This window comes from Thermosyntropha lipolytica DSM 11003 (assembly GCF_900129805.1).
GTDB classification, from domain to species: Bacteria; Bacillota; Syntrophomonadia; order Syntrophomonadales; family Syntrophomonadaceae; genus Thermosyntropha; species Thermosyntropha lipolytica.
In genome coordinates, this window is sequence record NZ_FQWY01000024.1 from 1 (window position 1) to 23411 (window position 23411).

Below are 23411 nucleotides of genomic sequence, written 5' to 3' on the forward strand. Positions count from 1 at the left end.
GGCTTTTGGTATATTTTACATATTATCTCGCATGTAAAAAAGAAAACCGCTTTTAGATTAGCACCTCTAAAAGCGGTTTTGTCTACAATCTGTAAGGGGGCTGATGCCCCCTTAAATTATTGGTTTTATAGATTTCTCCTTTTTAATGGCACCTCGAAGAAGCTTTGGCCGGGGAAGTCAGGGTATATGTTTACATATATATAATAGTCTGTTTTCGCGTTAGTCTGGTTTTGATATTTGCTACTTGATAAGATATTATATAATATTATGATAATGGCTGTGTTGGCAGTAATAATAGAGAATAAATAATACATATTGTAGCTCCTTGCTAAGCCGTAAAATGAAATTTGTCCCAGGCAAAAAGCTATTAACAACAAGAAACAAGAAACTTTGCGTACAGACATAGAAAAGCCTCCTTAAACTGTGCCTGTTTCAGATTATTGCCTGATAACCTGTTTTTCATACCTATAATTTTTTATACGCAGTATAAGCATAGTGGAGGGTTTTTAGCATGAGTTATGTGTATGACCATTTAAAGTGGCAAATAATGGGCTGGATGCAGAGAGATGCCTTTTGGATGTGGCTTAAAATGCTAGGGTTATCCTTGCTCATTTTTCTTATTTTTATAGTTTTACGCCAGATTTTTTTTCTTTATATTTATCCCTGGATAAGGAAAATAACCCAGAATACCGAGACCGAATTAGATGAAAAAATTTGGGAGGCCTTTGAAAAGCCTTTAAGTGCTTTATTTATAATATCAGGTCTATTCTTCGCTTTAAAGTATTTACCTCTGTCTGCCCAGTTAGACCTGCTGCTTAACAAGTTTTGGCGCAGTTTTCTTATTATTATCATAACCTGGGGATTTTACAGTTTGAGCGGTTCTCATTCTTCGCTGGCGGAAGAACTTAAAGTCAAGCTGAATTTAGACTACACGATTATTCAATTTTTTTCCAAAGTTGCCCGCATACTTATTGTTATAATTGCGCTTTTGGTTCTGGCTGAGGAGTGGGATTATGATGTAAGTGGCCTTATTGCCGGCCTGGGACTTGGAGGATTAGCCTTTGCTTTAGCCGCCAAAGATGCTTTAGCCAATATATTTGGAGGCATAGTTGTAATTCTGGATAAACCTTTTGCGGTAGGAGACTGGATTAAAACGCCCAGCATTGAAGGAACGGTGGAGGAGATAAGTTTTCGCAGCACGAAAATAAGGGCTTTTGACCAGGCCTTAATAACTATGCCCAACTCGGCTCTGGCCAATGAGCCTATAACCAACTACAGCCGGATGGGGAAAAGAAGGGTAAGATTTTATTTAGGGGTAACTTATGGGACTCCGCCGGAAAAGATAGAACGTGTAGCCGTCAGAATAAAAGAACTTTTAGCCAACCATGCTGGAGTACATCCGGAAACTATAATGGTTTATTTTGATCAGTTTAATGAAAGCAGTTTAGATATACTGGTATATTTCTTTACTAACAGCACTGATTTGGCAGAACACCTGGCAACTAAACATGACATAAATCTGAAAATAATGGATATACTGGCTGAAGAAGGAGTAAGCATTGCTTTTCCCAGCCGCAGTATATATGTGGAAACTTGGCCGGAGGATGGGGGAAAGGGAAGAGAAGATTAGCTTTAAAGTAAAAAAAGCTATACAGTTTTCCGGGGGAGAACTGTATAGCTTGAGCAATTAATTTAGTTACTGGTGAAGATTGATATTAGTAAAGGGACAGCCAGCAGGCCTGGGGATTTGCTTTGCGTTCCTGGCTTCTCCTTTTGCCTGCTTCAAACTCTTCTTTTTCCATATCATTGAGGAGTATTAAGGGAGGAACTTTTTGCGGCCTGCGATTCATATCTAGGGCAACAAATGTAAAGTACGCAGTCATGCAACACTCTTTAGTTCCCTGTAAAAGATCTTCTGCTTCCAGGCTTACGGCAACTTCCATCGAAGAATTAGATACATAGGTTAGATGAGCTTTACAAGTAACCAGATTCCCTACAAATACCGGGGCATGGAAGTTTATGTTGTCAATAGCAGCAGTTACTACGATAGCACGGGAATGTCGGGTAGCACATGCTCCTGCACAGTTATCCATCATTTTCAGCAGTTCTCCTCCATGAGCAGTTCCCGCCGGATTTGCCTGTGAAGGAAGTATTATCTGGCTGAGGGTAGTAGCTGATTCGGCAATGGTTTTTCCTGCTAACTCCATTAATTTCCACCTCCTGCCTGTATTTCTTATAATATACAATAATAAAATAACTTTATCAATAATACTAATTGAGCCCATGTTTTGTGGCCAAAAAACCCAATAAAAAAGTATACAGCTAAATGCTGTATACTTGGGCTGGTGGATAAAGCTAGCTTTAGGCCGTATATTATAATTCTGTTTTATTTATACATAGATTCAATCAAGTCTTTGTATTTTTCTACAATTACCCGTTTTTTAGGTTTCAGGGTAGGAGTAAGTTCGCCATCTTCTTCGGTGAAGCGTTTGGTTAAAATCCGGTAATTCTTGATGCGCTCAAAAGTTTCTAATTGTTCATTTACCCTTTGAATCTCCTCGGCAATTTTGCTCTTTAACAGATCAGTTTCAATAAATTCTGGGCCTACTTGATTGCAGATGAGCACCCCGGTAGCATCTGACCAGACCAGGGCTTTTTCGTCATATTTAATATTATTCTGTTTATACAGCTCCACAAAATAAGTGAAGTTAGGCACTACCAGCAGGGTAATATAGTTGCGCTCATCGCCGATTACGAAAACCTGGTCAATATAAGAACTGGTGGAAAACAGGTTTTCAATTTTGGCCGGGGCCACATTTTTGCCAATAGCAAGACATATAATGCCTTTTTTGCGTTCAATAAACTTATAATAACCGTTGGCATCTTTTTCAACTACATCACCCGTCTTGAACCATCCATCTTCCGTAAAGGCAGCTTTAGTTTCTTCCGGTTTATTGAGATAGCCGGCAAAAATACCTGCTCCAGAAATTTCCAGTTCCCCATCAGGGGCTACCCGCCCTATGCTTCCATTGGCATCAATGCCCATTTTCCCAGGATTACAAGCGGTGATGGGATTCAGGATACAGGCATTGAAACTTTCTGTAGATCCGTATCCTTCCAGAACGGCTAATCCTGCTTTGTAATACAGCCTTAAAAGGTCCGGGGATATAGCTGCACTGGCGGAAAAAGAGAAACGGAAACGTTTGCCGAATAATCCGCGGATTTTGCTGAAAATAAGCTTATCAGCTATTTTATATTTTAATTTCAAACCGAATGGCAGTTTGCCCATAAGGTCAAAATCAGGAGACATGTTTATGGTGCCATTCGGGTTGGTGCGGTATTTAAGAACTTCATCTCCTATCCGATTGGCCCATTCAAATATCGATTTTTTAAGCGAACTGGCAGCCAGTTGCTGTTGCATGGTAATATAAATTTTTTCATAGATGCGGGGTACACAGTTTATCCAGGTAGGGTTGTATTTTTGCAGATCTTCCAGCAGGGTAGCTGGAGAGTCGGCATAGCATATACAGGCACCTTGCCAGATGGCCATAAGCTGACAGGAACCCCGGTCAAATATATGGGCCAGAGGAAGATAACATAAGGTTACATCATTTTCGGTAACTGACATATTGTAGCGGGCAAAAAACTCATTTACTCCTTTCATGCGGGAAGCAGCTCCCCAGTGGGTAAGGATTACTCCTTTTCCCTGGCCGGTGGTGCCAGAGGTATAGAGGATGGTGTAGGGGTTTTCCAGTTTTACACTTTTCCATCTCTGCTCATATTTATCATAATTTTGTTTAAGATATTCTTGCCCTAAATTGATTAAATCCTGCCAGGAGAGGATGCGGCTGTCATTGCTCTTATACTTTAAATCCATAACGATAATTTTTTCCAGGCTAGGCATTTGATCGATCCCGGCTAAAACATGGTTTAACAGCGATTCATTGCCTACAAAAAGGATGCGGCTCTTCGAATCATTCATTATGTAAAGCACTTCGCCAAGGGATAAGGTGGGAAATATGGCCACACTTACTGCTCCACAATTGGCTATGGCCATATCAGCCTGGGTCCAGTAGGCACTGGAAGGGGACATTATAGCCACCATGTCTTGAGGATTTATACCCAGCTTCATAAGGCCGCCGGCTAAGTATTCTACTCTCTCCCGCAATTGCTTATAGGTAAAGGTTCCCTGGTGGTCATTATTATAGAGAGCAGGGTTAAAAACCTGAGCCGGGCGATCGGGAAATTTTTCACATGAATAGTAAAAGGCTTCACATACGGTGGGCATGTCTTTTCTTACCATAAAATTTACCCCCTTGTCATGAATATAAAGTTTAGAATATTAAAGCAATTTGCCTGTAATATTATTATACAATAAATAATTATAAATCGAAATATTTTTTTAAAAATTTACTAGCATAAATTATTTATGGAAATATGTTTATTATAAAAGTGAATATATGCTTAATTCTAATAGAGTTAATTCCTGCTAAAAATTAGGTGGATAGTTAGCAAACCAGTATATATAATAAAAATATAAATTTTAAGCGAGGTGTTGTTTTTGAAAGGGACAGTAGTGGCTACCTGGCTTAACAGTGCCGAAAAACTGTATGGACAGGAAATTGTCGAAAAAAGCTTAAGAGAAAATAACTGGCCTATAGGTAAACTCATAACCCCTCTGGAAGATATACCTGATGTTGAACCTTTCAATATAATGAAAAGCATAGCCCGATATACCCAAAAAAGTGTCGAAGACGTATGGCGGGAAATCGGCAGGCATAATATAAAATCTTTCGCGGAATGGTATCCTTCATATTTTGAGCGAAGCAACCTGCGGGATTTTATTTTTATGATGGATGAGCTGCATACTCAATTAACAAAAAAGATTCCTGGGGCTTTGCCTCCCCGACTCATTCCGACTATATTAGGTCCGCAAGAATTGGAAATCGAGTACATATCACACCGGGGCATGTTTTCCTACTTTTTAGGTTTATTAGAAGGAGCTTCGGAATTTTTTAAGGAAAAGCTCGTTATTGAAATTCTGGATAAAGGACAAAAAGAAGGTAAACCTTATTTGAAGGTAAGGCTGAAATTTGAAAAAGGGAATGAATATATAAAACGCTACCGCTTAAATCAGGTACTGGCAGCAGGATTTTTGCATAGTATACCTTTGAGAACAGGTTTGGCAAGTGGTGTTTTGTCCTGGCCGCTTTTCCTTCTGGCTGCTGCTGATTTTAATCTGGTTAGTCTGGTTTATGCAGCATTAACCGGAGCAGTAGCAGGTGCTGTGAGTTATATTTCATTTAAACCTTTAAAAGGGCTTAAAACCCAGGCTGAATACATGCAGAATTTTGATTTTGCTTCTGCTTACCGGATTGCTACCGGTGATGAATTAGAAACTATAAGTGAGAGTTTAAATAAACTTAAAGAAAATATTCAGAAAGACTTTTTGTATTTAAAAGGCGGAACCGATGACCTTTATACCTTTAGCAGCAAATTCAGCAAAATAGCCAAAGAAATGGGGAATGTTTCCGAAGTAATATCTTCGGTAGTACATCAGGTAGCAGAAGGTGCAGTATACCAGGCGGAAGAAACGGAAAAATCAGTTTCTACCCTTACCCAGAATATTGAGCAATTAAACCATTTAGCACAAAGAGAACTGGAGGCCAAAGAAAACCTCTCACAGGCGGTAGAGAATATCAAAAGATCGTTTAGTGAGGTAAAAGGAGTAGCTTCTCTGCTTTTAGATACAAAAGAACAGTTTAAAAATGTAAACCAGCAGGGAGAAGATCTGGCTGGACGGGTACAGAATATAATGGAAATTGTAACTACCGTAGAAGGTATAGCTGACCAGACTAATCTTCTGGCTCTTAATGCGGCCATTGAGGCAGCCCGGGCCGGAGAACAGGGAAGAGGTTTTGCCGTAGTAGCCGAAGAGATAAGAAAACTGGCTGATGATGTAAAACAGGCGGTAAAAACTATCAATGAAAACCTGCAGTATTTTATAAATGAGGTCAGCAAGCTGGTAAGGGATATAAGCGAACAGTTTGTGCAGCTGGAAAGGAGCAATCAAAGCCTGGAAAAGGCGGTGGAAGATAACATGAAATCAACTGAAGAAATAGATAAAGTAGCTTATACTATCGTCGATTTAGTAGAAGAGCTTTCCAAAGAAACTCAGCATATATCCGAAGTATTCCAGAATCTGCATACCCTGGCGGCTATTGCCCAGGAAAACTCAGCTTCCAGTGAAGAAATGAGTGCCAATGTAGCTGAGTATTCTGATAAAATAAAAGAACTTACTTCCTATGTTGAACAGCTAGAAAAACTTACGGAAGGCTTCAGGCAGGAGTTGCGGAAATACAAGATATAGTCTACTTTTTATTAACAGCCGGCACGGAGAGATGCCGGCTGTTTTGTTGTTGATTTTTATCGAATATATGGTAAAATCATCAAAAAATTGTTTCTATTTTAAAATGAAAAATAATAATGCAAAATTGATGTAAATTTATATACAAATCTATTAAAATTATATATAAAAGCAGTTTATGACAGTTAATAAAAATTTTTGTCAGATCTTTATGCTTGGGGGAAGGGAAAGTTTATGGAGAGTAGCAATAACTTTAATATGGATGCCAGAGAGTTAAAAAGAGTTATTTTTCATCTGCGTGAGATAATAGGTATATCTGATTTGCAGGGCAGGTTTACGTTTATATCTCCCAGTGTGAAAGAACAGCTGGGGTATGAGGTAGAAGAGGGCCTAGGAAAACATTTTAAGGATTTTATCCATCCAGATGACCTGAAGAGCTATATTGCTTATTTTAACCGGGATATAAAAGAAGAAATGGATAAGACCACCCTTAACTTCAGGGTTCGACATAAAGACGGCAGTTACCGCTGGTACAACATAAGGGGCAGACTGGTCTATGATGAAAAAGGAAAACCTGTGGAGTATATCGGTATCGGCATCGACATAACAGAACAGATGGCGAAAGAAGAAGAATTGAGGAGAGCTTATGAGGAGATTGAAACTGCCTACCAGCAGCTGCAGGCAGCGGAAGAAGAATTAAAGGCCCAGTATGAAGAACTGCATTCTACCTATGAACAGCTGCAGGCAGCCGAAGAGGAAATAAGAGCACAATACGAGACTCTGGAAAAAAACCAGCAGGAACTCTTGGAAATGCATAAAAAAATGGAGGATATCGTGAACTCTCTCCCTGATGCTACCTTTGTAATCGACAGGGATGACCATGTTATTTTCTGGAACTATGCTATGGAGCTTTTAACCGGGGTTTCCGCTTCGCAAGCGGTAGGACAAAAGAGCTATACCCTTACAGAGAATTTTTATGAAACCTGCCGGCCTTCGCTGGCTCATTATTGTTTGCAGGGCAAACTGCCAGAAGGGGAAGAGTATAGAAATGTATCTTTAAAGAACGGGGTTTTACATGCGGAAATAGGCCCGGTTATGATAAAAGGTAAAGAGAGATACTTCTGGCTTACCGCCGCTCCTTTATACAACATAAAAGGAGAAATAGGAGGAGCTATTGAAAACATCCGGGATATAACAGAACAAAAGAAAGTAGAATATGAACTCCGACAAAGCGAAGAAAAGTTCCGCTCCCTGGCGGAAAATACCCCTGCTATGATTTTTGTAGGGCAGGGAGAGAAGTTTAAGTATGTTAATCCGGCTTTTTGTTCATTGACCGGTTATTCCGAGGAAGAGCTTTACCATGATCTACTGATGTGGGATGTAGTGCATCCCGATGACCGGGAAATCGTAAAACAGCGGGGTTTAGCCAGGCAGAGAGGCGAAAAGATTGAACCCCGGTATGAGTTCAAGCTGCTGACTAAAAATGGGGAAACAAGGTATGTCCTATATTCTGGGGCAATTTTTATGTACGAAGGCCAACCTGCTATAATGGGGACATTGCTGGATATAACTGAAAGATATAGAGCGGAGAAAAAACTTAAAAAGAGAGAGGCACAGCTTTCCATAATTGCCGAAAATACGATGGACCTCATATCACAGGTTGATGCAGAGGGAAGGCTCCTTTATGCCAGTCCTTCTCACCGCACTATGCTGGGCTATAAGCCGGAAAAGAGCATAGGTAATTCGGTTCTGGATTTCATCCATCCCGAGGACAGGGAAAAAGTATGGTACGAATTCCAAAAGACACTGGCAACTGGTGAACCCAGCCGCTTTGAATACCGTTTAAAAAGGGCCGATGGAAATTATGTATGGGTAGAGACCCTGGGCAAAGCGCTTAAAGATGACAGCCAAAAACCGGTGCTTATCGCCGTAAGCCGCGATATAACGGAAAGAAAAAAAATGGAGGAGCGGCTGCGCTATCTGGCTGAACATGATGTTTTAACCGGTTTATATAACCGCTTTTATTTTGATAAAGTTTTGGAGGAGATGGAAAAAAACAAAAAGGCACCGGTAGCGCTGGTGATAACAGATGTTGATGGCTTGAAGCTCATCAATGATACCCTGGGACATAGTGCGGGAGACAAAATACTTAAAAAATATGCTGCTATATTAAAAAGCTGTTTCCCGCAAAACAGTATAATTGCCCGCATAGGCGGAGATGAATTTGCGGTGCTGATAAGCGGGGCTTTGCCGCAGGTTGTGGAGGATTATATAGGATGCCTGAAAAAAGAAATAGAGAAAATAAATGCAGCAGAGGGTATATTGCTCAGCATATCCCTGGGACAGGCTGTAAGGCTTAATGCGAAAACCTCCATGTTTGACCTTTTTAAAGAGGCAGACAAGCTTATGTACCGGGAAAAGCTCTTACACAGCCAGAGCACCAAGAGCAGCATTGTAAACTTGCTTATGAAAGCCCTGGAAGCCAGGGACTATATAACTGAAGGGCATACCGACCGTATGCAGGAAATAGTGCGCAAGATAGGGGAAAGGATCGGGCTTAGCGAATCCAGGATAAATGACCTCTGCCTTTTGGCCCGTTTTCATGATATAGGCAAGGTAGGAATTTCTGACCGTATTCTTTTTAAACCAGGCAAGCTTACGGAAGAAGAGTTTGAGGAGATGAAAAAGCACTGCGAGATAGGTTTCCGCATTGCCCAAAGCTCGCCTGAGCTGGCTCATATTGCTGATTTTATCCTCAAACACCATGAACGCTGGGACGGAAGCGGTTATCCTCTGGGACTGAAAGAAACTGAAATCCCTCTGGAGTGCCGTATTCTGGCTCTGGCTGATGCCTATGATGCGATGAGCCATGACCGGCCTTATCGCAAAGCCATGAAAAAAGAGGATATAATTGTGGAGCTTACCCGCTGCTCCGGAAAACAGTTTGATCCCTGGCTGACATCAGTTTTTATTAATATACTTTCGGAGATAGAAGAATAAAATTATAATAATAAAGGCAATATGGATAGAAAATAAATAGTAACTTAGAAGGAGGAAAAAATGGCATTCGCTTATACCAGTTTAGGCCAGGATAAAAAATATATGATATTAACTTATGGCTGCCAGATGAATGTCCGGGATTCCGAAACTATTGCCGGGCTTCTAGAGGCCATGGGTTATACCGCAACTGATGAAGAAAAAGAAGCTGATCTTATCGTGTTTAATACCTGCAGTGTAAGGCATTCGGCTGAAAATAAGGTTTTTGGCAAGGTGGGGGAAGTAATAGGTTTAAAGCGCAAAAAACCGGAACTTTTGATAGCTTTTGGCGGATGTATGGCCCAAACCCCGGAAGCGAGAAGTATACTTAAGAAACAGGGAGTAGACGTTATTTTCGGCACGCACAATATACATGAACTTCCTTATCTTCTGGAAGAAGCATATACTACCGGAAAACAGGTTATAAGGGTGTGGGAAAAAGCGGAAGGCATAATAGAAGACCTTCCTGTAAGGCGCCAGTCCGGGATAAGCGCTTTTGTGAATATCATGTTTGGGTGCGATAATTTCTGCAGCTATTGCATAGTGCCTTATACCCGGGGAAGGGAAAGAAGCAGACATCCTGATGATATAATAAGAGAGGTAAAACTTTTAGCCCGCGAGGGATATAAAGAAGTTACTCTGCTTGGGCAAAATGTAAATTCTTATGGTAAAGGCCTTGAGGAAAAAGTTGATTTTGCCGACCTTTTAAAGATGGTTTGCGAAGTAGAAGGAATTTTAAGGGTGCGTTTCACTACTTCTCATCCCAAAGACATGTCGGATAAGCTTATAGATACCATAGCCCGGGAAGAGAAGATGTGTGAACATGTCCACGTCCCCCTGCAGGCAGGAAGTAACCGGATACTTAAACGCATGAACCGGCATTATACGCGCGAACATTATCTGGCTTTAACCGCCAGGATAAGGGACAAAATCCCGGGGGTAGCCATAACTACAGATCTAATAGTAGGCTTTCCCGGAGAAACCGAAGACGATTTTGCCGATACCCTGGATATGGTAAAAAAGGTGCGCTTTGATGCTGCTTTTACTTTTATGTACTCTCCACGCTCCGGGACTAAAGCCGCTGAATTTACGGATCAGGTTCCGCTGGAGGTAAAAAAGGCCAGGTTAGAAAGGTTAAATGAGCTGCAGTACGGGATTGCTACGGAGATAAACAAATCTTTAGAAGGAACAGTGCAGGAAGTACTGGTAGAAGGCCCCAGCAAGACTGATAAAGACAAACTTACCTCCCGTACCCGCACTAACCGGATTGTTATTTTTTCTGGTCCGGGGGATTTAACAGGCAGGCTGGTAAATGTTAAAATAACAGAAGCCAGGACTTTTTCTCTTTTTGGAGAATTAGTTGAAGGTTAATAATTAGTATGGGAGGAATTTGTTTTGTCAAGTGAAAATATCATCAAGATGGCTTTTGAACTGGGGAGTTCGATTGCGCATTCGGAAGAGATCAATGCTTTAAAAAAGGCCCAGGAAAAACTGGTAGCAGATGAAGAAGCCTATAACCTGATTATGCGTTATCAGGATACCCGTATGCGCCTGGAACAGAAAAAGAAAAGTGGTCTTATTCTTCCCCAGCAGGAAGAAAATCATCTGGCTATTTTAGAACAGCAGCTAAACAGCAATCCCCTGGTGCAGGAATTGCTTTTGGCCCAGGAAAGATTTGATAACCTTATGCAGGCAGTATATTTTGCCATGAACCAGGCCATAGCAGGAGGATGTGCAGGAGGATGCAGTTCCTGTGGCGGAGGATGTTCGGAATAGCCCAAATGAAAAGTCGGTGTCTATAGAGAAAGACTTAGTGCAAACCCTAAGTCTTTCTTTATTAGCGAAGGCTTAAAGCAGGGAGGAAAAAAAGGTGTCCAGATATACTCCTATGCTAGAACAGTATTTGGAGATAAAAGAAAGACATAAAGATGCTATTCTTTTTTTTCGTTTGGGCGATTTTTATGAGATGTTCTTTGAAGATGCCCGGATAGCTTCCCGGGAACTGGAAATCGTTCTTACCAGCCGGGAAAGCGGAGAAGAAAAAATACCTATGTGTGGAGTGCCTTATCACTCGGCCAGCAATTATATAGCCCGTCTTATAAATAAAGGCTACAAGGTAGCTATCTGTGAGCAGATGGAAGATCCTTCCCAGGCTAAAGGAATAGTAAAGAGAGAAGTAGTGAGAATAATTACTCCCGGTACGGTTCTGGAAGATGTTATGCTGGAAGAGGGGAGCAATAATTTTTTAGCCTCAGTAGTACAAGAGGCAGGCATAATCGGCTTCGCTTATATAGATGTATCGACAGGAGAGTTCAAGGTTACGGAATGGGAAGGTGAAGATGCCTATATAAAACTGGCCAGTGAATTAGAAAGGATAAAACCGGCAGAATGCCTGCTTTTAGAAGGTGACAGCCTGGCTTTAAGGGAAGAAGACCAGTTAAGAATAGGGAAGATAGCTTTTACTTTTTTGCCCCCGGAAGATGAAGCTTTTACTGCCGGGGAAAAACTTCTGTTAAGTCATTTTGGTCTTTCTTCTCTTAAAGGGCGGGGATTAGAAAATATGTCAGCTGGTATAACTGCTGCCGCTGCTATTTTATCTTTTCTCAAGCAAACCCAGAAGATAAACCTTAGACATATAAGGGATCTTAAGGTTTATACCTGGGCTGATTATGTGGAGATTGATCTGGCCAGCAGGAGGAACCTTGAACTTACTTCTAGCCTTCGCGAAGGAAGGCGGGAAGGCTCTCTCCTGCATGTGCTGGATAAATGCCGTACGGCGATGGGGAAGAGAATGTTAAAAAGTTGGATTGAGCAGCCTTTGTGCGACCTGAAAACTATAAACAGGCGTTTGGATGCGGTAGAGGAGCTTAAGGATAATCTTGATCTGAGGTTTAATCTCAAGGAAATTTTAAGCCATATTTATGATCTGGAGAGAATTGCGGGAAAGATTGGAAGCGGGCTTGCCAATCCGCGCGATATGCTGGCCTTAAAGAAGTCGGCCTTAAAGCTTCGGGAAATAAAAGAAGTGCTGAAGGATGCAAGCTCTTTCCTGTTACAAAAAATCGGGAAGTTAGATGCCTTAGATGATATCTATGATCTGCTGGATAAGTCTATCAGCGAAGAAGCGCCGGTTACGGTTAAAGAAGGAAATATTATCAAAGATGGATACAAAAAGGAGATAGACGAGCTAAGATATATAGCAAGTGAAGGCTCTAACTGGCTTGTGGATTTTGAAAACCGGGAAAGGGAAAGGACGGGCATAAAAAATTTAAAAGTAGGTTTTAATAAAGTCTTCGGCTATTATATCGAAATAACTAAAGCTAATCTGCATCTGGTACCCAAGGATTATCACCGTAAACAGACACTGGTAAATTGTGAACGCTTTATTTCTGACGAGCTCAAAAGCTATGAAGATAAGCTGCTGGGGGCTAAGGAAAAGCTTTGCCTTCTGGAATATGAAGAATTTATGCAGATAAGAGAAAAAATAGCCCTCCATCTGGGAAGGATTCAGGACACAGCCCGGTTGGTTGCGGTTTTAGATGTTCTATACAGTTTAGCCGAAGCTGCCTATGAAAATAATTATGTAAGACCGCTGGTAAACAAAAGCTATGATTTGCATATAAAAGAGGGCCGTCATCCGGTAGTAGAAAAATTTTTAGAGAGCACGCGCTTTGTCCCCAATGATCTCTATATGGAAAAGGAAAAGCACCGCTTTGCTGTTATCACCGGGCCTAACATGGGGGGGAAGAGCACTTTTATGCGCCAGACAGCGCTTATTGTCTTGATGGCGCAGATAGGCAGTTTTGTCCCCGCTAAAGAGGCTAATATAGGATTGGTGGACAAAATTTTTACCCGGGTAGGGGCAGCTGATGATTTAGCAGCAGGACAAAGCACCTTTATGGTAGAAATGGTAGAAGTAGCCAATATTGTTAAAAATGCCACCTCCCGCAGCCTGGTATTGCTGGATGAAATAGGAAGGGGGACGAGCACTTATGATGGCTTAAGCATTGCCCGGGCAGTAAGCGAATATATTGTGAAGGAGATAAGGTGCAAGACTTTGTTCGCCACTCATTATCATGAACTTACTTCCCTGGCTGATGAGTATGAAGGGATTTTTAATCTGGCTGTTTCCGTCAAAGAAGCAGGGGAAAATGTAATTTTTTTAAAAAAGGTTTTGCCAGGCAAGGCTGATAAAAGCTATGGCCTGCATGTAGCTAGGCTAGCAGGGCTCCCTGAGCCGATCAACAAAAGAGCAGAGGAAATTCTGGCTTCTCTGGAGAGGGAAAATCCTGAAAGGCAAACTGTCTTATCCCCAGTCCAGCTGGATTTGTTTTCCCTGGAACATCCGGTATTAGAAGAATTAAGAAAAATCGATCCTGATGAAATAACCCCCAAAGAGGCACTCCTCCTGCTCTATAAATTAAAGGAAATGGTTTAGAAAGGAGATTGGTTATGCTTATCGGTATCGATATAGGGGGTACTTATACCGATGGCGTAGTGTATAGGGAAGGGAAAATAATCAAAACCGCCAAAAAACCTACCCTGTATGAGGAAATCGATGTAAGCCTGCTTGCCGTATTGGATGATTTGATTAAAGATATGGATGTAAAACAGGTAAAACGTCTGGTTATAAGTACGACTCTGGTTACCAACCTTATTGCTACCGGAAGAGGAGAAAGAACTGCTCTCCTTCTCCTGCCCGGTTATGGATTGCCCCATGATCTATACCGGATAGGTGATGATACTTATTTTCTTAAAGGAAGTATAGATTTTCGGGGAAGGGAAATAGAAGAGATAGATGAGAAGGAAGTTATAGAGTGTATTGAAGATATAAAGAAAAAGGGGATAAGAAGGGTGGCCATAGCCGGCAAATTTGCCAGCCGCAACAACCTGCAGGAAAAAAAGGTGCAGGATCTCTTCCATAAGCATTACCGGGAAGCTTTAACCGTCATATCCTCAAAAGTAGCGAACAGGCTTAATTTCCCGCGCCGAGCGGCTACGGCTTATTTTACCGCTATGACCTTAAAAGAATGGGAAGGTTTTGTGGCGCAAATCAGGTCGGCTCTACAAGAAAGAAATTTATCCTGTGAGGTTTTCATATTAAAAGCTGATGGTGGGACTACCCCCCTTGATTTATCTGTTTTTACCCCCTGTGAGACGGTTTTTTCCGGGCCGGCTGCCAGCACTATGGGAGGCAAAGCGATTACTATGGATGATAAAAATGCGGTGGTTATCGATATAGGGGGTACTACTTCTGATATATCTTTGCTTATTGAGGGTAATCCTCTCTATGCTTCCAAAGGTGCAGTTATAAGTGGCTTTTATACTCATATTCATGCCCTGGCTGTAAAATCAGTTCCTCTAGGTGGAGACAGCCTTATCTACCTGCAAGATGGCAGTATAGATGTTGCCCCTTACCGGGAAGGAAATGCAGCTTGCCTGGGCGGAAACCGGCCTACGGTAACCGATGTTTTTAATGTAAAATACAGGCTTAATGTAGGAAATGCCGCCTCTTCGGTAAAGGCATTGCAAGAACTGGCTTTACTTGCAGGCATGGAATTAGATAGGCTTTGTGATAAAGTAGTTGATATAGTAATCAGCCGGCTTACCGAGGCTATCAAAAATATGTTCAAGGAATGGGAAAACGAGCCGGCTTATAAAGTATGGGAAGTGGTAAATGGCAGAAGATTTAAGCCTGATCGCCTGATAGGCATTGGAGCTGCTGCTCGGGCTATAATTCCGGTACTGGCAGAAAAAATGGACCTTCCTTATCTGGTCCATGATCATTCGCCGGTAGCTAATGCTTTAGGAGCTGCGGTAGCCAGACCAACACTTACCGTAAATCTCCATATTGATACTGCGCAGGGGGTTTGTATGGTTGACCCTGGAGGAATAAGGCAGCAGGTACCAAGAAGCCCTGCTTTCAGTATGGAAGAAGCCAGGAAAATAGCCTTGAATTTCTTGCAGGAAATAGGGAAAAAAAGAGGGATGGAGGATTACCTTGAGGATTACCGGTTTTATAAGGAAGAGCAGTTTAATATGATAAGAGGCTGGGATCGCATAGGGAAGATATTTGAAATAGAGCTGCAGGTAGCTCCCGGTTTTATAAAGGAATACAGGGGGGTAATATGATGAAGCCTACAGGGGTTATTTTTTTCCCGGCTTTTGACTGGGCTATATCTCCTACCCATCCGGAGCGGGAAGAGAGGCTTTTATATACCAGAGATCAGCTTTTTGAAGAAGGGATTATGGATCTTCCGCACATTAAGGAGTATAAACCAGAGCTGGCTAGCTTCAAAGATGTTCTGCGGGTTCATTTTTGTGTTCCTAGCGTGGAAGAAAGGATAATCGAAGCCCATCTGGTAGCTGCAGGTTCAGCTCTTAAACTGGCAGATGCTTTTTTGGCGGGAGAGATAAAAAATGGATTTGCCATCGTAAGGCCGCCTGGGCATCACGCCATGACGGTAAGCCATGCTAACCGGGGATTTTGTGATATAAATAATGAAGCGATAATGATAGAATATGTGAGGAAAAAATATGGCATAAAAAAGGTGGCTATTGTAGATACCGATGTCCATCATGGAGATGGTACCCAGGAAATATATTATAACGATCCTGATGTTCTTTTTATATCTTTTCATCAGGATGGCAGAACCCTGTATCCGGGAACAGGCTTTACCAGTGAGGCCGGTTGGGGAAGAGGTTATGGTACGACCATAAATATCCCCCTTCCCCCCCGCACCAGTGATGAAGGTATTCATTATGTGCTGGATAATCTGGTATTGCCGATACTGGAAGATTTTAAGCCTGATCTGGTAGTTAATTCTGCCGGCCAGGACAATCATTATACTGATCCTTTAGCCGATATGTGTTTTACGGCTCAAGGCTATGCCCTCTTGAATAAAAAATTGAAGCCAGATATAGCAGTTCTGGAAGGTGGATATTCGGTAGAAACGGCTTTGCCTTATGTTAATATGGGTATAATTATGGCTATGGCTGGTCTGGATTTTAGCAATCTTAAGGAACCTGACTATAGCCAAAACCGTTTGCGAAATGGTTCTTCCCATCTGGATTACCTCAAAAAACTGGTGGAAAAGCAGCTTTTTTTGTACCGGAACCGGGAGGAAGTAGTTAATAAACAGTATGCGGAGAATAAAAACCGCTTTTATGTAGAACAAAAAAGCATTTTTTATGATACGGAATATCTTTATGAAATGCAGAATAATAAACTGCGCCTTTGTCCGGAATGTCAGGGCTACCGGGTTATAGAATCTACAGCCCGCCACCGTGACGGCATTACTTATAATGTAGGCTGCATATCAATTCCGGTAAACTGCTGCCGAAACTGTCATGATGAAGCTCGCGCTGTTTATATTGATATGCAGGAAAAAGCGCGGTATGATATGGTATATTTGCAGGATCGTATTGATGACAGATATTATAGTTTTCATGTACAAAAGGGAATAGAGAAGGTTTGGTAAAATGAGTATCAGGCTTTTAGATGATGAGCTTATAAATAAGATTGCTGCGGGCGAAGTTGTGGAAAGACCTGCTTCCGTAGTGAAAGAACTGGTGGAAAATGCCCTGGATGCTGAGGCCAGGCATATAACTATAACGATTAGCCAGGCCGGTTTGGAAAAAATCGAAGTTGAAGATGATGGCCAGGGTATGAGCCGGGAAGAGATCCCTTTGGCTTTTATGCGTCATGCTACCAGCAAGATAAAAGAAGAAGAAGATTTATACTGCATTACGACTATGGGATTTCGCGGTGAAGCCCTGCCCAGTATAGCAGCTGTTTCCCGGATAGATATTTACAGCTGCCAGGAAGAAGGAGAAGGGGTATGGGCTCATCTAGAAGGAGGAAAGATAACCAGCATTGATTACCATCCCTGTCCTAAAGGTACCAGAATAATCGTGAGGGATATTTTTTATAATACCCCGGCCCGGCGCAAGTTTTTAAAATCACCGGTTGCCGAAAGCAGCCATATTTTTGAGTTGGTAGTAAAATATGCCCTGAGCCGTCCAGATATTGCCTTTACTTACCGGGGTGATAAGAAAATTTATTTTAAAACCCCGGGCAATGGAAATTTAAGGGATGCGGTTTTGGCTATTTACGGAAGGGATTTTCTATCTCCCCTTATAGATATAGAATATAAAGGGGAAAATTATAGCATAAAAGGCCTTATTTCCAGGCCGGAAGTAAAAAGAAATAACCGCAAAAACCAGCTTTTTTTTGTAAATAACCGGCCGGTAAGGAGCCAATTGCTCTATAAAGCGGTAGATGAGGCATATAAGGGGCTTTTAGTTACGCGTGAATATCCGGTAGTAATATTATCCTTGCTGATGCCTCCTTATGAAGTAGATGTTAATGTTCATCCCCAGAAAACCGAAGTGCGCTTCCGCGATGACGGCAAGGTTTTCCGCCTGGTATACCAGGTATTGCGGGAACATCTTGATAACCTGGAATATCAGGGGATAGGGGAATGGACGAAAAATAAAGAAGACTTATTTTTCTACCCGGAAAAAGAGAAAGAAAAGAAGGAGCCTGGGGTATATATAAGGGAAAAAAAATTACCCTGGATGGAAGACCCCTTATTTAGCAGGGAAGAAAAAAGCCAATCCGTAAATCAGCCTTTAGCCGGGGGAAAAGAGGTTTTAGAGCTGGTTTTTAACCGGCAGGCAGCTGATAAGGAGAGCGATTATAAAATCCTAGGACAGGTTTTGAAAAAATACATACTGCTGGAAAGGGATAATTCCCTTTATATAATTGACCAGCATGCTGCTCATGAACGGGTACTTTATGAACAGTTTAAAAAACAGTACCGCCAGGAAAAAACAGGACAGATGCTGGCTTTTCCTCTTTCCTTACAGCTCTCGGCTAAACAGGTGGAAGTGATAGAGAAAAATGCTGATTTGTTAAAAGATTTAGGTTTTGAACTGGATATAATAAGCTATAATTCAGCTGTATTAAGAACTGCTCCCTCCTTTATCCAGGGCAGTGAATTCCAGGTTATGGAAGAAATTCTGGCTTCTCTGGAAGAAAAAGGCGAAGCCGATCTATATGATAATATCCTGGTCATGATGGCCTGCCAAAAAGCAGTTAAGGCAGGAGATATGCTCACCTGGATGGAAATGGATAAGATGGTTAAAGATTTATGGGAAACGGATAACTTCCGCTACTGTCCGCATGGACGGCCTACCATGTTCAAGATTACGGAAGAGGAATTAAATAATATATTTAAGAGGTAGGAAAAGATGAGAGTAATAGCCACTACTACCCAGTCGCGAACAGATTTAAGTCCTGAATTGCAAGCTTTCTTGCGGGAAACGGGGATAGAATTTGTGCCTCGAGGGAAAAAAAGCCTGGCGAAGATAAAAAAGGAAAAAGATGCTGAGGGTATAGTTATCTGGCAGGAAGAAGGGCCTGTCCTGTATATAGATGAAAAAACGCGGTTTTATTTTCATCCCAGTATGGCTAAAGTCAGGATTTCTAATTACCGGAAGTTTAATCAGCCTGATCCTATGATACAGGCTATGGAATTAGAGGAAGATGATAAAGTTTTAGACTGTACTTTAGGATTAGGAGCTGATGCTATCGTAGCTTCTTATTTTGCCTCCCAGGGCCGTATAGTAGGGCTTGAGTATTCCCCTCTGGTGGCTTCTATTATCAAATGGGGTATGAAGATGTATCGTACGCCGGTAGACTGGCTTGATAGAGCGATAAAAAGGATTGAAGTGGTAAATGTTGATTACCGGGAGTATCTTTCTTCTTTAAAAGATAACTCCTTTGACATTGTTTACTTTGATCCTATGTTTAGAAAACCGATATTAAAAAGCCAGGCTATATCTCCTTTAAGGCTTCTGGCTTGTCTTGAGCCGGTAGCCGAGGAAAGTTTGCGGGAAGCCCTGCGAGTGGCCCGCAAAAAGGTAGTAATGAAGGAGCTTTATGCCAGTGGGGAACTTAAAAGGCTGGGTTTTACGAAAATAGTAGGAAGCCCTAATAATAAAATCGCTTATGGGGTAATAGAAAAAAAGCATTAGTTATGGAGGTAATGCCTGTTGTTAAAACTGGCAGCTATCGTAGGGCCGACAGCTATAGGAAAAACCGAAGTATCGTTAATAGTTGCGCAAAAGCTAAAAGGGGAGATTATATCCTGTGATTCCATGCAGATTTATAAAGGGATGGATATAGGAACGGCCAAAGTAGGGGAAGAAGAAAGGAAAAAGGTAGTTCACCATATGATAGATATAGTAGATCCCGAGGTTAATTACAGTGTGGCTGATTATCAGAAAAAGGTTAAGGAATTAATAAGAGATATAAACAGTCGGGGCAGGCTGCCGATTTTAGTCGGGGGTACCGGCCTTTACTATCAGGCGGTAGTGGATGATTACAAGTTTTTCCCTATGCCCTCTAAGGATGAAGTGCGCCGCCGTTTAGAGGAAATGGTAAATGAAAAAGGCCTTAGCTGGGCTTATGAATATTTAAAAACGGTTGATCCTGATTATGCGGCACTTATAAGTTCTAATGACCAGAAAAGAATAATAAGGGCTTTAGAAGTATATTATTTAACGGGGAAACCTTTTTCCCGCTTTCAGACCCGGGATGTGTCGTGTTATAATTTGGCAGCAGTAGGTTTATATCTGGAAAGAGATGAATTATACCGGCGCATTGATCAAAGAGTAGAGGAGATGATAGCAAAAGGGTTGATTGAAGAGGTGTATGCGCTCTTTAAAAAAGGGTATGATCCCTCTTTAAACTCCATGCAGGCATTAGGATATAAACAGGTCTGGTATTACCTAAGCGGCTTTTTGACTTATGAAGAGATGCTGCGGGAAATAAAAAGAGAAACCCGGCATTATGCTAAAAGGCAGTATACCTGGTTTAAAAAAGATAAAAGGATTATGTGGATTAATGTTAAGGATTATCCTTCATCTGCTATTCTGGCGCAAAAAATTTGCGCTTATATAGCAGGACAATTATATAAAGCGTAGAATTTTTCTGTAAGATAGAGATATTTTGAAATGGAGGTAACAGCTAGATGGGTAAAAATCAGCTTAATTTGCAGGATGCATTTTTAAATCAGGTGCGCAAGGAAAGAATACCTGTAACTATTTTCCTGGTAAATGGATTTCAAATAAAGGGGCTGGTAAAAGGTTTCGATAATTTTACGGTAGTAATCGAAGTAGAAGGGAAGCAGCAGATGGTTTATAAACATGCCATATCGACAGTAGCTCCCCTTAAGCCTATTGGACAGCTTAACCTTAATCCTGAGAATAAAGAAGAATAACCCGGATTTCCCGGGTTTTTATTTTGGCCTTGTATAATGTATATCACCACTTTTAGCCTTTTTTCATATAATAATGCAGGTGAAAAAGAAAATTATTAAGGGGAAAGTGGTGATATAGCTTGGAGATATCAGTAAAGTATAAAGAAAGACAAGGAGATGCAGTTTCCACCTGCTTGGATCAGGGGATACTAAGGCGCAGTGATGCTTTTTATGAACTGGAAAAACTGGTAGGGCTTAAAGAAGTAAAACGCAATGTGGCAGAGATTACAGCTTTTGCCCTGGTACAGAATAAAAGAGCAGCTTTTAAACTGAAGACCTCTTCTACTTCTCTGCATATGATATTTAAAGGCAATCCTGGAACCGGCAAGACTACGGTAGCTCGTATAATGGGAAGTATTTTCCATGACCTGGGCATCCTATCCAAAGGACATCTGGTAGAAGTAGAGAGAGCAGATCTGGTGGGGGAATATATAGGGCATACGGCGCAAAAAACGCGGGAAGTGATAAAAAAAGCTTTAGGAGGGGTTCTTTTTATAGATGAAGCTTATACTTTGGCCCAGGGAGGAGAAAAAGATTTTGGCCAGGAAGCTATAGCTACTCTGGTTAAAGCTATGGAAGATTACCGTGATAATATTATAATAATACTGGCGGGATATGCAGACGAAATGGAACGCTTTTTGCTTTCTAATCCTGGACTCAGATCAAGGTTTCCTATATATATAGAGTTTAAAGATTATGATGCCGATGAGCTCTGGCAAATTGCTCAAAATATGTATGAGGAAAGAGATTATGAACTTACTAACCGCTGCCGCTGGAAGTTAAGACAGATACTGAACGAATTTGTGCAAAACCGGCATCCCCATAGTGGTAATGCCCGCTGGGTAAGAAACCTGGTGGAGAAATCTATAAGGCTGCAGGCTTTAAGGCTGGTTGATAGGGAAAATCTCACCCGCCGTGAACTTATGACCATCGAGGAAAAAGATCTGCCTGATCCGGCAAGTATTAAAGCATAACAGGTAAAGGAGAGTAAAAAATTGCGGGCTTTGGATATAGTAAAAAGAGCAGAAGATGAACTTAAGGATAGATTCCGTGCATTAGAGGAAATGGCTTTTTATAATCAGGTTAAAGTGCTTAAGGCTTTGCAAAAACATCATATAAGGGATGTGCACTTTAATTCTTCTTCTGGATATGGCTATGGTGATATAGGACGCGATGTTTTGGAAGAAGTTTACAAAGACGTATTTGCTGCTGAAGATGCCCTGGTTAGAGGACAGATTGTTTCCGGCACCCATGCTATTTCTGCCTGTCTCTTTGGCCTTATGCGTCCGGGCGAAAAATTAGTTTCGGTTACCGGAGCTCCTTATGATACCTTGCAAAAGGTTATAGGCAAAAATAACTCTTTATCTGGTACCCTGCTGGATAAGGGAATAATCTACCAGGAAGTAGGGCTTACGGCTGAGGGAAGGCCTGATGGGGAAAATATTAAAAAATCTATCGATGCGGAAACCAAAATAGCCTTTATTCAGCGCTCACGGGGTTATAGCCTGCGACCGGCCTTAACGGTAGAAGAAATCGGCGAGCTGGTTAAAATAATAAAAAAGGCTAATCCTTCTACCATAATCATGGTAGATAATTGTTACGGAGAATTTACCGATATTATTGAACCTACCGAAGTCGGGGTTGATATTATGGCCGGGTCCCTTATAAAAAATCCGGGTGGGGGACTGGCACCATCTGGCGGCTATGTGGTCGGAAAAAAAGAACTGGTTGAGCAGGTAGCTTATCATATCACCGCTCCTGGTTTGGGAAAAGAACTGGGAGCTAGCCTTATAAATAACCGCTGTTTTTATCAGGGGATTTTTATGGCTCCTCATGTTGTTCTGCAGGCTTTAAAAGGAGCTCTTCTGTTAGCTTATATTTTCGAAGAGCATGGTTATGAGGTTTATCCTTCCTGGCAGGAAAAACGAGGAGATATTGTACAGGCTATCAGGTTAGGAAGTACAGAAGAAGTCCTAGCCTTTTGTCAGGTTATACAGAACAGTTCTCCGGTAGATAGTGATGTGCAATTGGAGTATGGGGATATGCCAGGATATGATAATAAAGTGGTAATGGCCGCAGGTACTTTTATTCAGGGTTCTTCTATTGAACTGTCATGTGATGCTCCTTTACGTTCCCCTTATTGTGTGTATGTACAGGGAGGTCTTACCTATGAACATGTGAGATATGCAGCCGTTCGCTTGATAGAAGAAATATTATGGAAATAATGTTAAGGTGGGTAATTATATGCATACAGATACGGTTATATTAATTGTAGTGTTACTTTTTATGTTTTTAGGTTTGCTGGGAACTTTCCTGCCTTTTCTTCCCGGTATTCCGCTCATATTTGTTGCGGTTGCTGCTTATGCCTGGTATGAAGGTTTCAATATTATAACTCCCAGGTGGATAGCTTTTCTGGCTGGACTTACCGTACTCTCAGTAGTTATAAATTATCTGTCCGCTGTATTAGGGGCTAAACATTTTGGTTCCAGTTCTTACGGCATAGCCGGGGCTTTTATAGGAGCTGTAATAGGTTTGTTTATTTTACCTCCTTTAGGTATCTTTATATTTCCCTGGCTGGGAGCTGCTATAGGAGAATACCTGAAGAATAAAAGATTTTGCTCGGGCAGCGCGCGCCGGTTTGGGAGCAGTAGCCGGTATAGTTACCAGTTTAGTTTTTAATG

General features: G+C 41.5%; 17 protein-coding genes. 15 read left to right on the forward strand and 2 right to left on the reverse strand.

The genetic code is table 11. From position 1 onward, the window contains the following. Positions 1-511 precede the first annotated feature (511 nt). Entirely contained in the window at positions 512-1630 is a 1119-nt protein-coding gene (locus BUB92_RS07425) for a mechanosensitive ion channel family protein (RefSeq protein ID WP_242939023.1), read from the forward strand. A gap of 85 nt (positions 1631-1715) precedes the next feature. Here the strand turns inward: BUB92_RS07425 and BUB92_RS07430 are convergent, their stop codons facing one another. Next, a complete protein-coding gene (locus BUB92_RS07430; RefSeq protein ID WP_073092278.1) occupies positions 1716-2207 on the reverse strand; it encodes an acyl-CoA thioesterase in 492 nt (163 codons plus the stop codon). A 179-nt stretch (positions 2208-2386) separates the two neighbouring features. Beyond that, entirely contained in the window at positions 2387-4303 is a 1917-nt protein-coding gene (locus tag BUB92_RS07435; protein ID WP_073092281.1) for an AMP-dependent synthetase/ligase, read from the reverse strand. 258 nt (positions 4304-4561) lie between these two features. Between BUB92_RS07435 and BUB92_RS07440 the strand changes: the two genes are divergently transcribed. From BUB92_RS07440 to BUB92_RS07505, 14 genes are all read left to right on the forward strand, one after another. Beyond that, positions 4562-6370 carry a heme NO-binding domain-containing protein gene (locus tag BUB92_RS07440; RefSeq protein ID WP_073092283.1) on the forward strand — a complete coding sequence of 603 codons (1809 nt, stop codon included), beginning with the start codon at positions 4562-4564 and terminating at the stop codon, positions 6368-6370. Between the two features lie 231 nt (positions 6371-6601). Continuing rightward, entirely contained in the window at positions 6602-9367 is a 2766-nt protein-coding gene (locus tag BUB92_RS07445) for a PAS domain S-box protein (protein ID WP_073092285.1), read from the forward strand. Positions 9368-9427: 60 nt separating this feature from the next. Next, positions 9428-10774, forward strand: coding sequence for a tRNA (N6-isopentenyl adenosine(37)-C2)-methylthiotransferase MiaB (gene miaB, locus BUB92_RS07450; protein WP_073092288.1), 1347 nt, complete (start codon positions 9428-9430; stop codon positions 10772-10774). A 24-nt stretch (positions 10775-10798) separates the two neighbouring features. After that, the gene (locus BUB92_RS07455) at positions 10799-11179 is read left to right on the forward strand and encodes a YlbF/YmcA family competence regulator (RefSeq protein WP_073092290.1); all 381 of its coding nucleotides are present in this window, start codon (positions 10799-10801) and stop codon (positions 11177-11179) included. Positions 11180-11273: 94 nt separating this feature from the next. Continuing rightward, positions 11274-13841: a DNA mismatch repair protein MutS gene (mutS, locus tag BUB92_RS07460; protein ID WP_143156895.1), complete on the forward strand. Its 2568-nt coding sequence runs from the start codon at positions 11274-11276 to the stop codon at positions 13839-13841. A gap of 14 nt (positions 13842-13855) precedes the next feature. Continuing rightward, positions 13856-15535, forward strand: a complete 1680-nt coding sequence (locus tag BUB92_RS07465; protein WP_073092293.1) for a hydantoinase/oxoprolinase family protein — start codon at positions 13856-13858, stop codon at positions 15533-15535. After that, a complete protein-coding gene (locus tag BUB92_RS07470; protein WP_073092296.1) occupies positions 15535-16884 on the forward strand; it encodes a histone deacetylase family protein in 1350 nt (449 codons plus the stop codon). Before BUB92_RS07465 ends, BUB92_RS07470 begins: the two co-directional genes overlap by 1 nt. Before the next feature lies 1 nt (position 16885). Then, a complete protein-coding gene (mutL, locus tag BUB92_RS07475) occupies positions 16886-18652 on the forward strand; it encodes a DNA mismatch repair endonuclease MutL (protein ID WP_073092300.1) in 1767 nt (588 codons plus the stop codon). 6 nt (positions 18653-18658) lie between these two features. Beyond that, the gene (locus BUB92_RS07480) at positions 18659-19444 is read left to right on the forward strand and encodes a class I SAM-dependent methyltransferase (protein WP_073092303.1); all 786 of its coding nucleotides are present in this window, start codon (positions 18659-18661) and stop codon (positions 19442-19444) included. Between the two features lie 18 nt (positions 19445-19462). Next, positions 19463-20395, forward strand: a complete 933-nt coding sequence (gene miaA / locus BUB92_RS07485) for a tRNA (adenosine(37)-N6)-dimethylallyltransferase MiaA (protein ID WP_073092307.1) — start codon at positions 19463-19465, stop codon at positions 20393-20395. Between the two features lie 47 nt (positions 20396-20442). Next, a complete protein-coding gene (hfq, locus tag BUB92_RS07490; protein ID WP_073092311.1) occupies positions 20443-20691 on the forward strand; it encodes an RNA chaperone Hfq in 249 nt (82 codons plus the stop codon). A gap of 119 nt (positions 20692-20810) precedes the next feature. Beyond that, the gene (locus tag BUB92_RS07495) at positions 20811-21704 is read left to right on the forward strand and encodes an AAA family ATPase (protein WP_073092314.1); all 894 of its coding nucleotides are present in this window, start codon (positions 20811-20813) and stop codon (positions 21702-21704) included. Between the two features lie 21 nt (positions 21705-21725). Then, positions 21726-22955, forward strand: a complete 1230-nt coding sequence (locus BUB92_RS07500; RefSeq protein ID WP_073092317.1) for a methionine gamma-lyase family protein — start codon at positions 21726-21728, stop codon at positions 22953-22955. A gap of 19 nt (positions 22956-22974) precedes the next feature. Next, complete coding sequence (locus tag BUB92_RS07505) at positions 22975-23409, forward strand: DUF456 domain-containing protein (RefSeq protein ID WP_242939024.1); 435 nt, start codon at positions 22975-22977, stop codon at positions 23407-23409. Positions 23410-23411 lie beyond the last annotated feature (2 nt).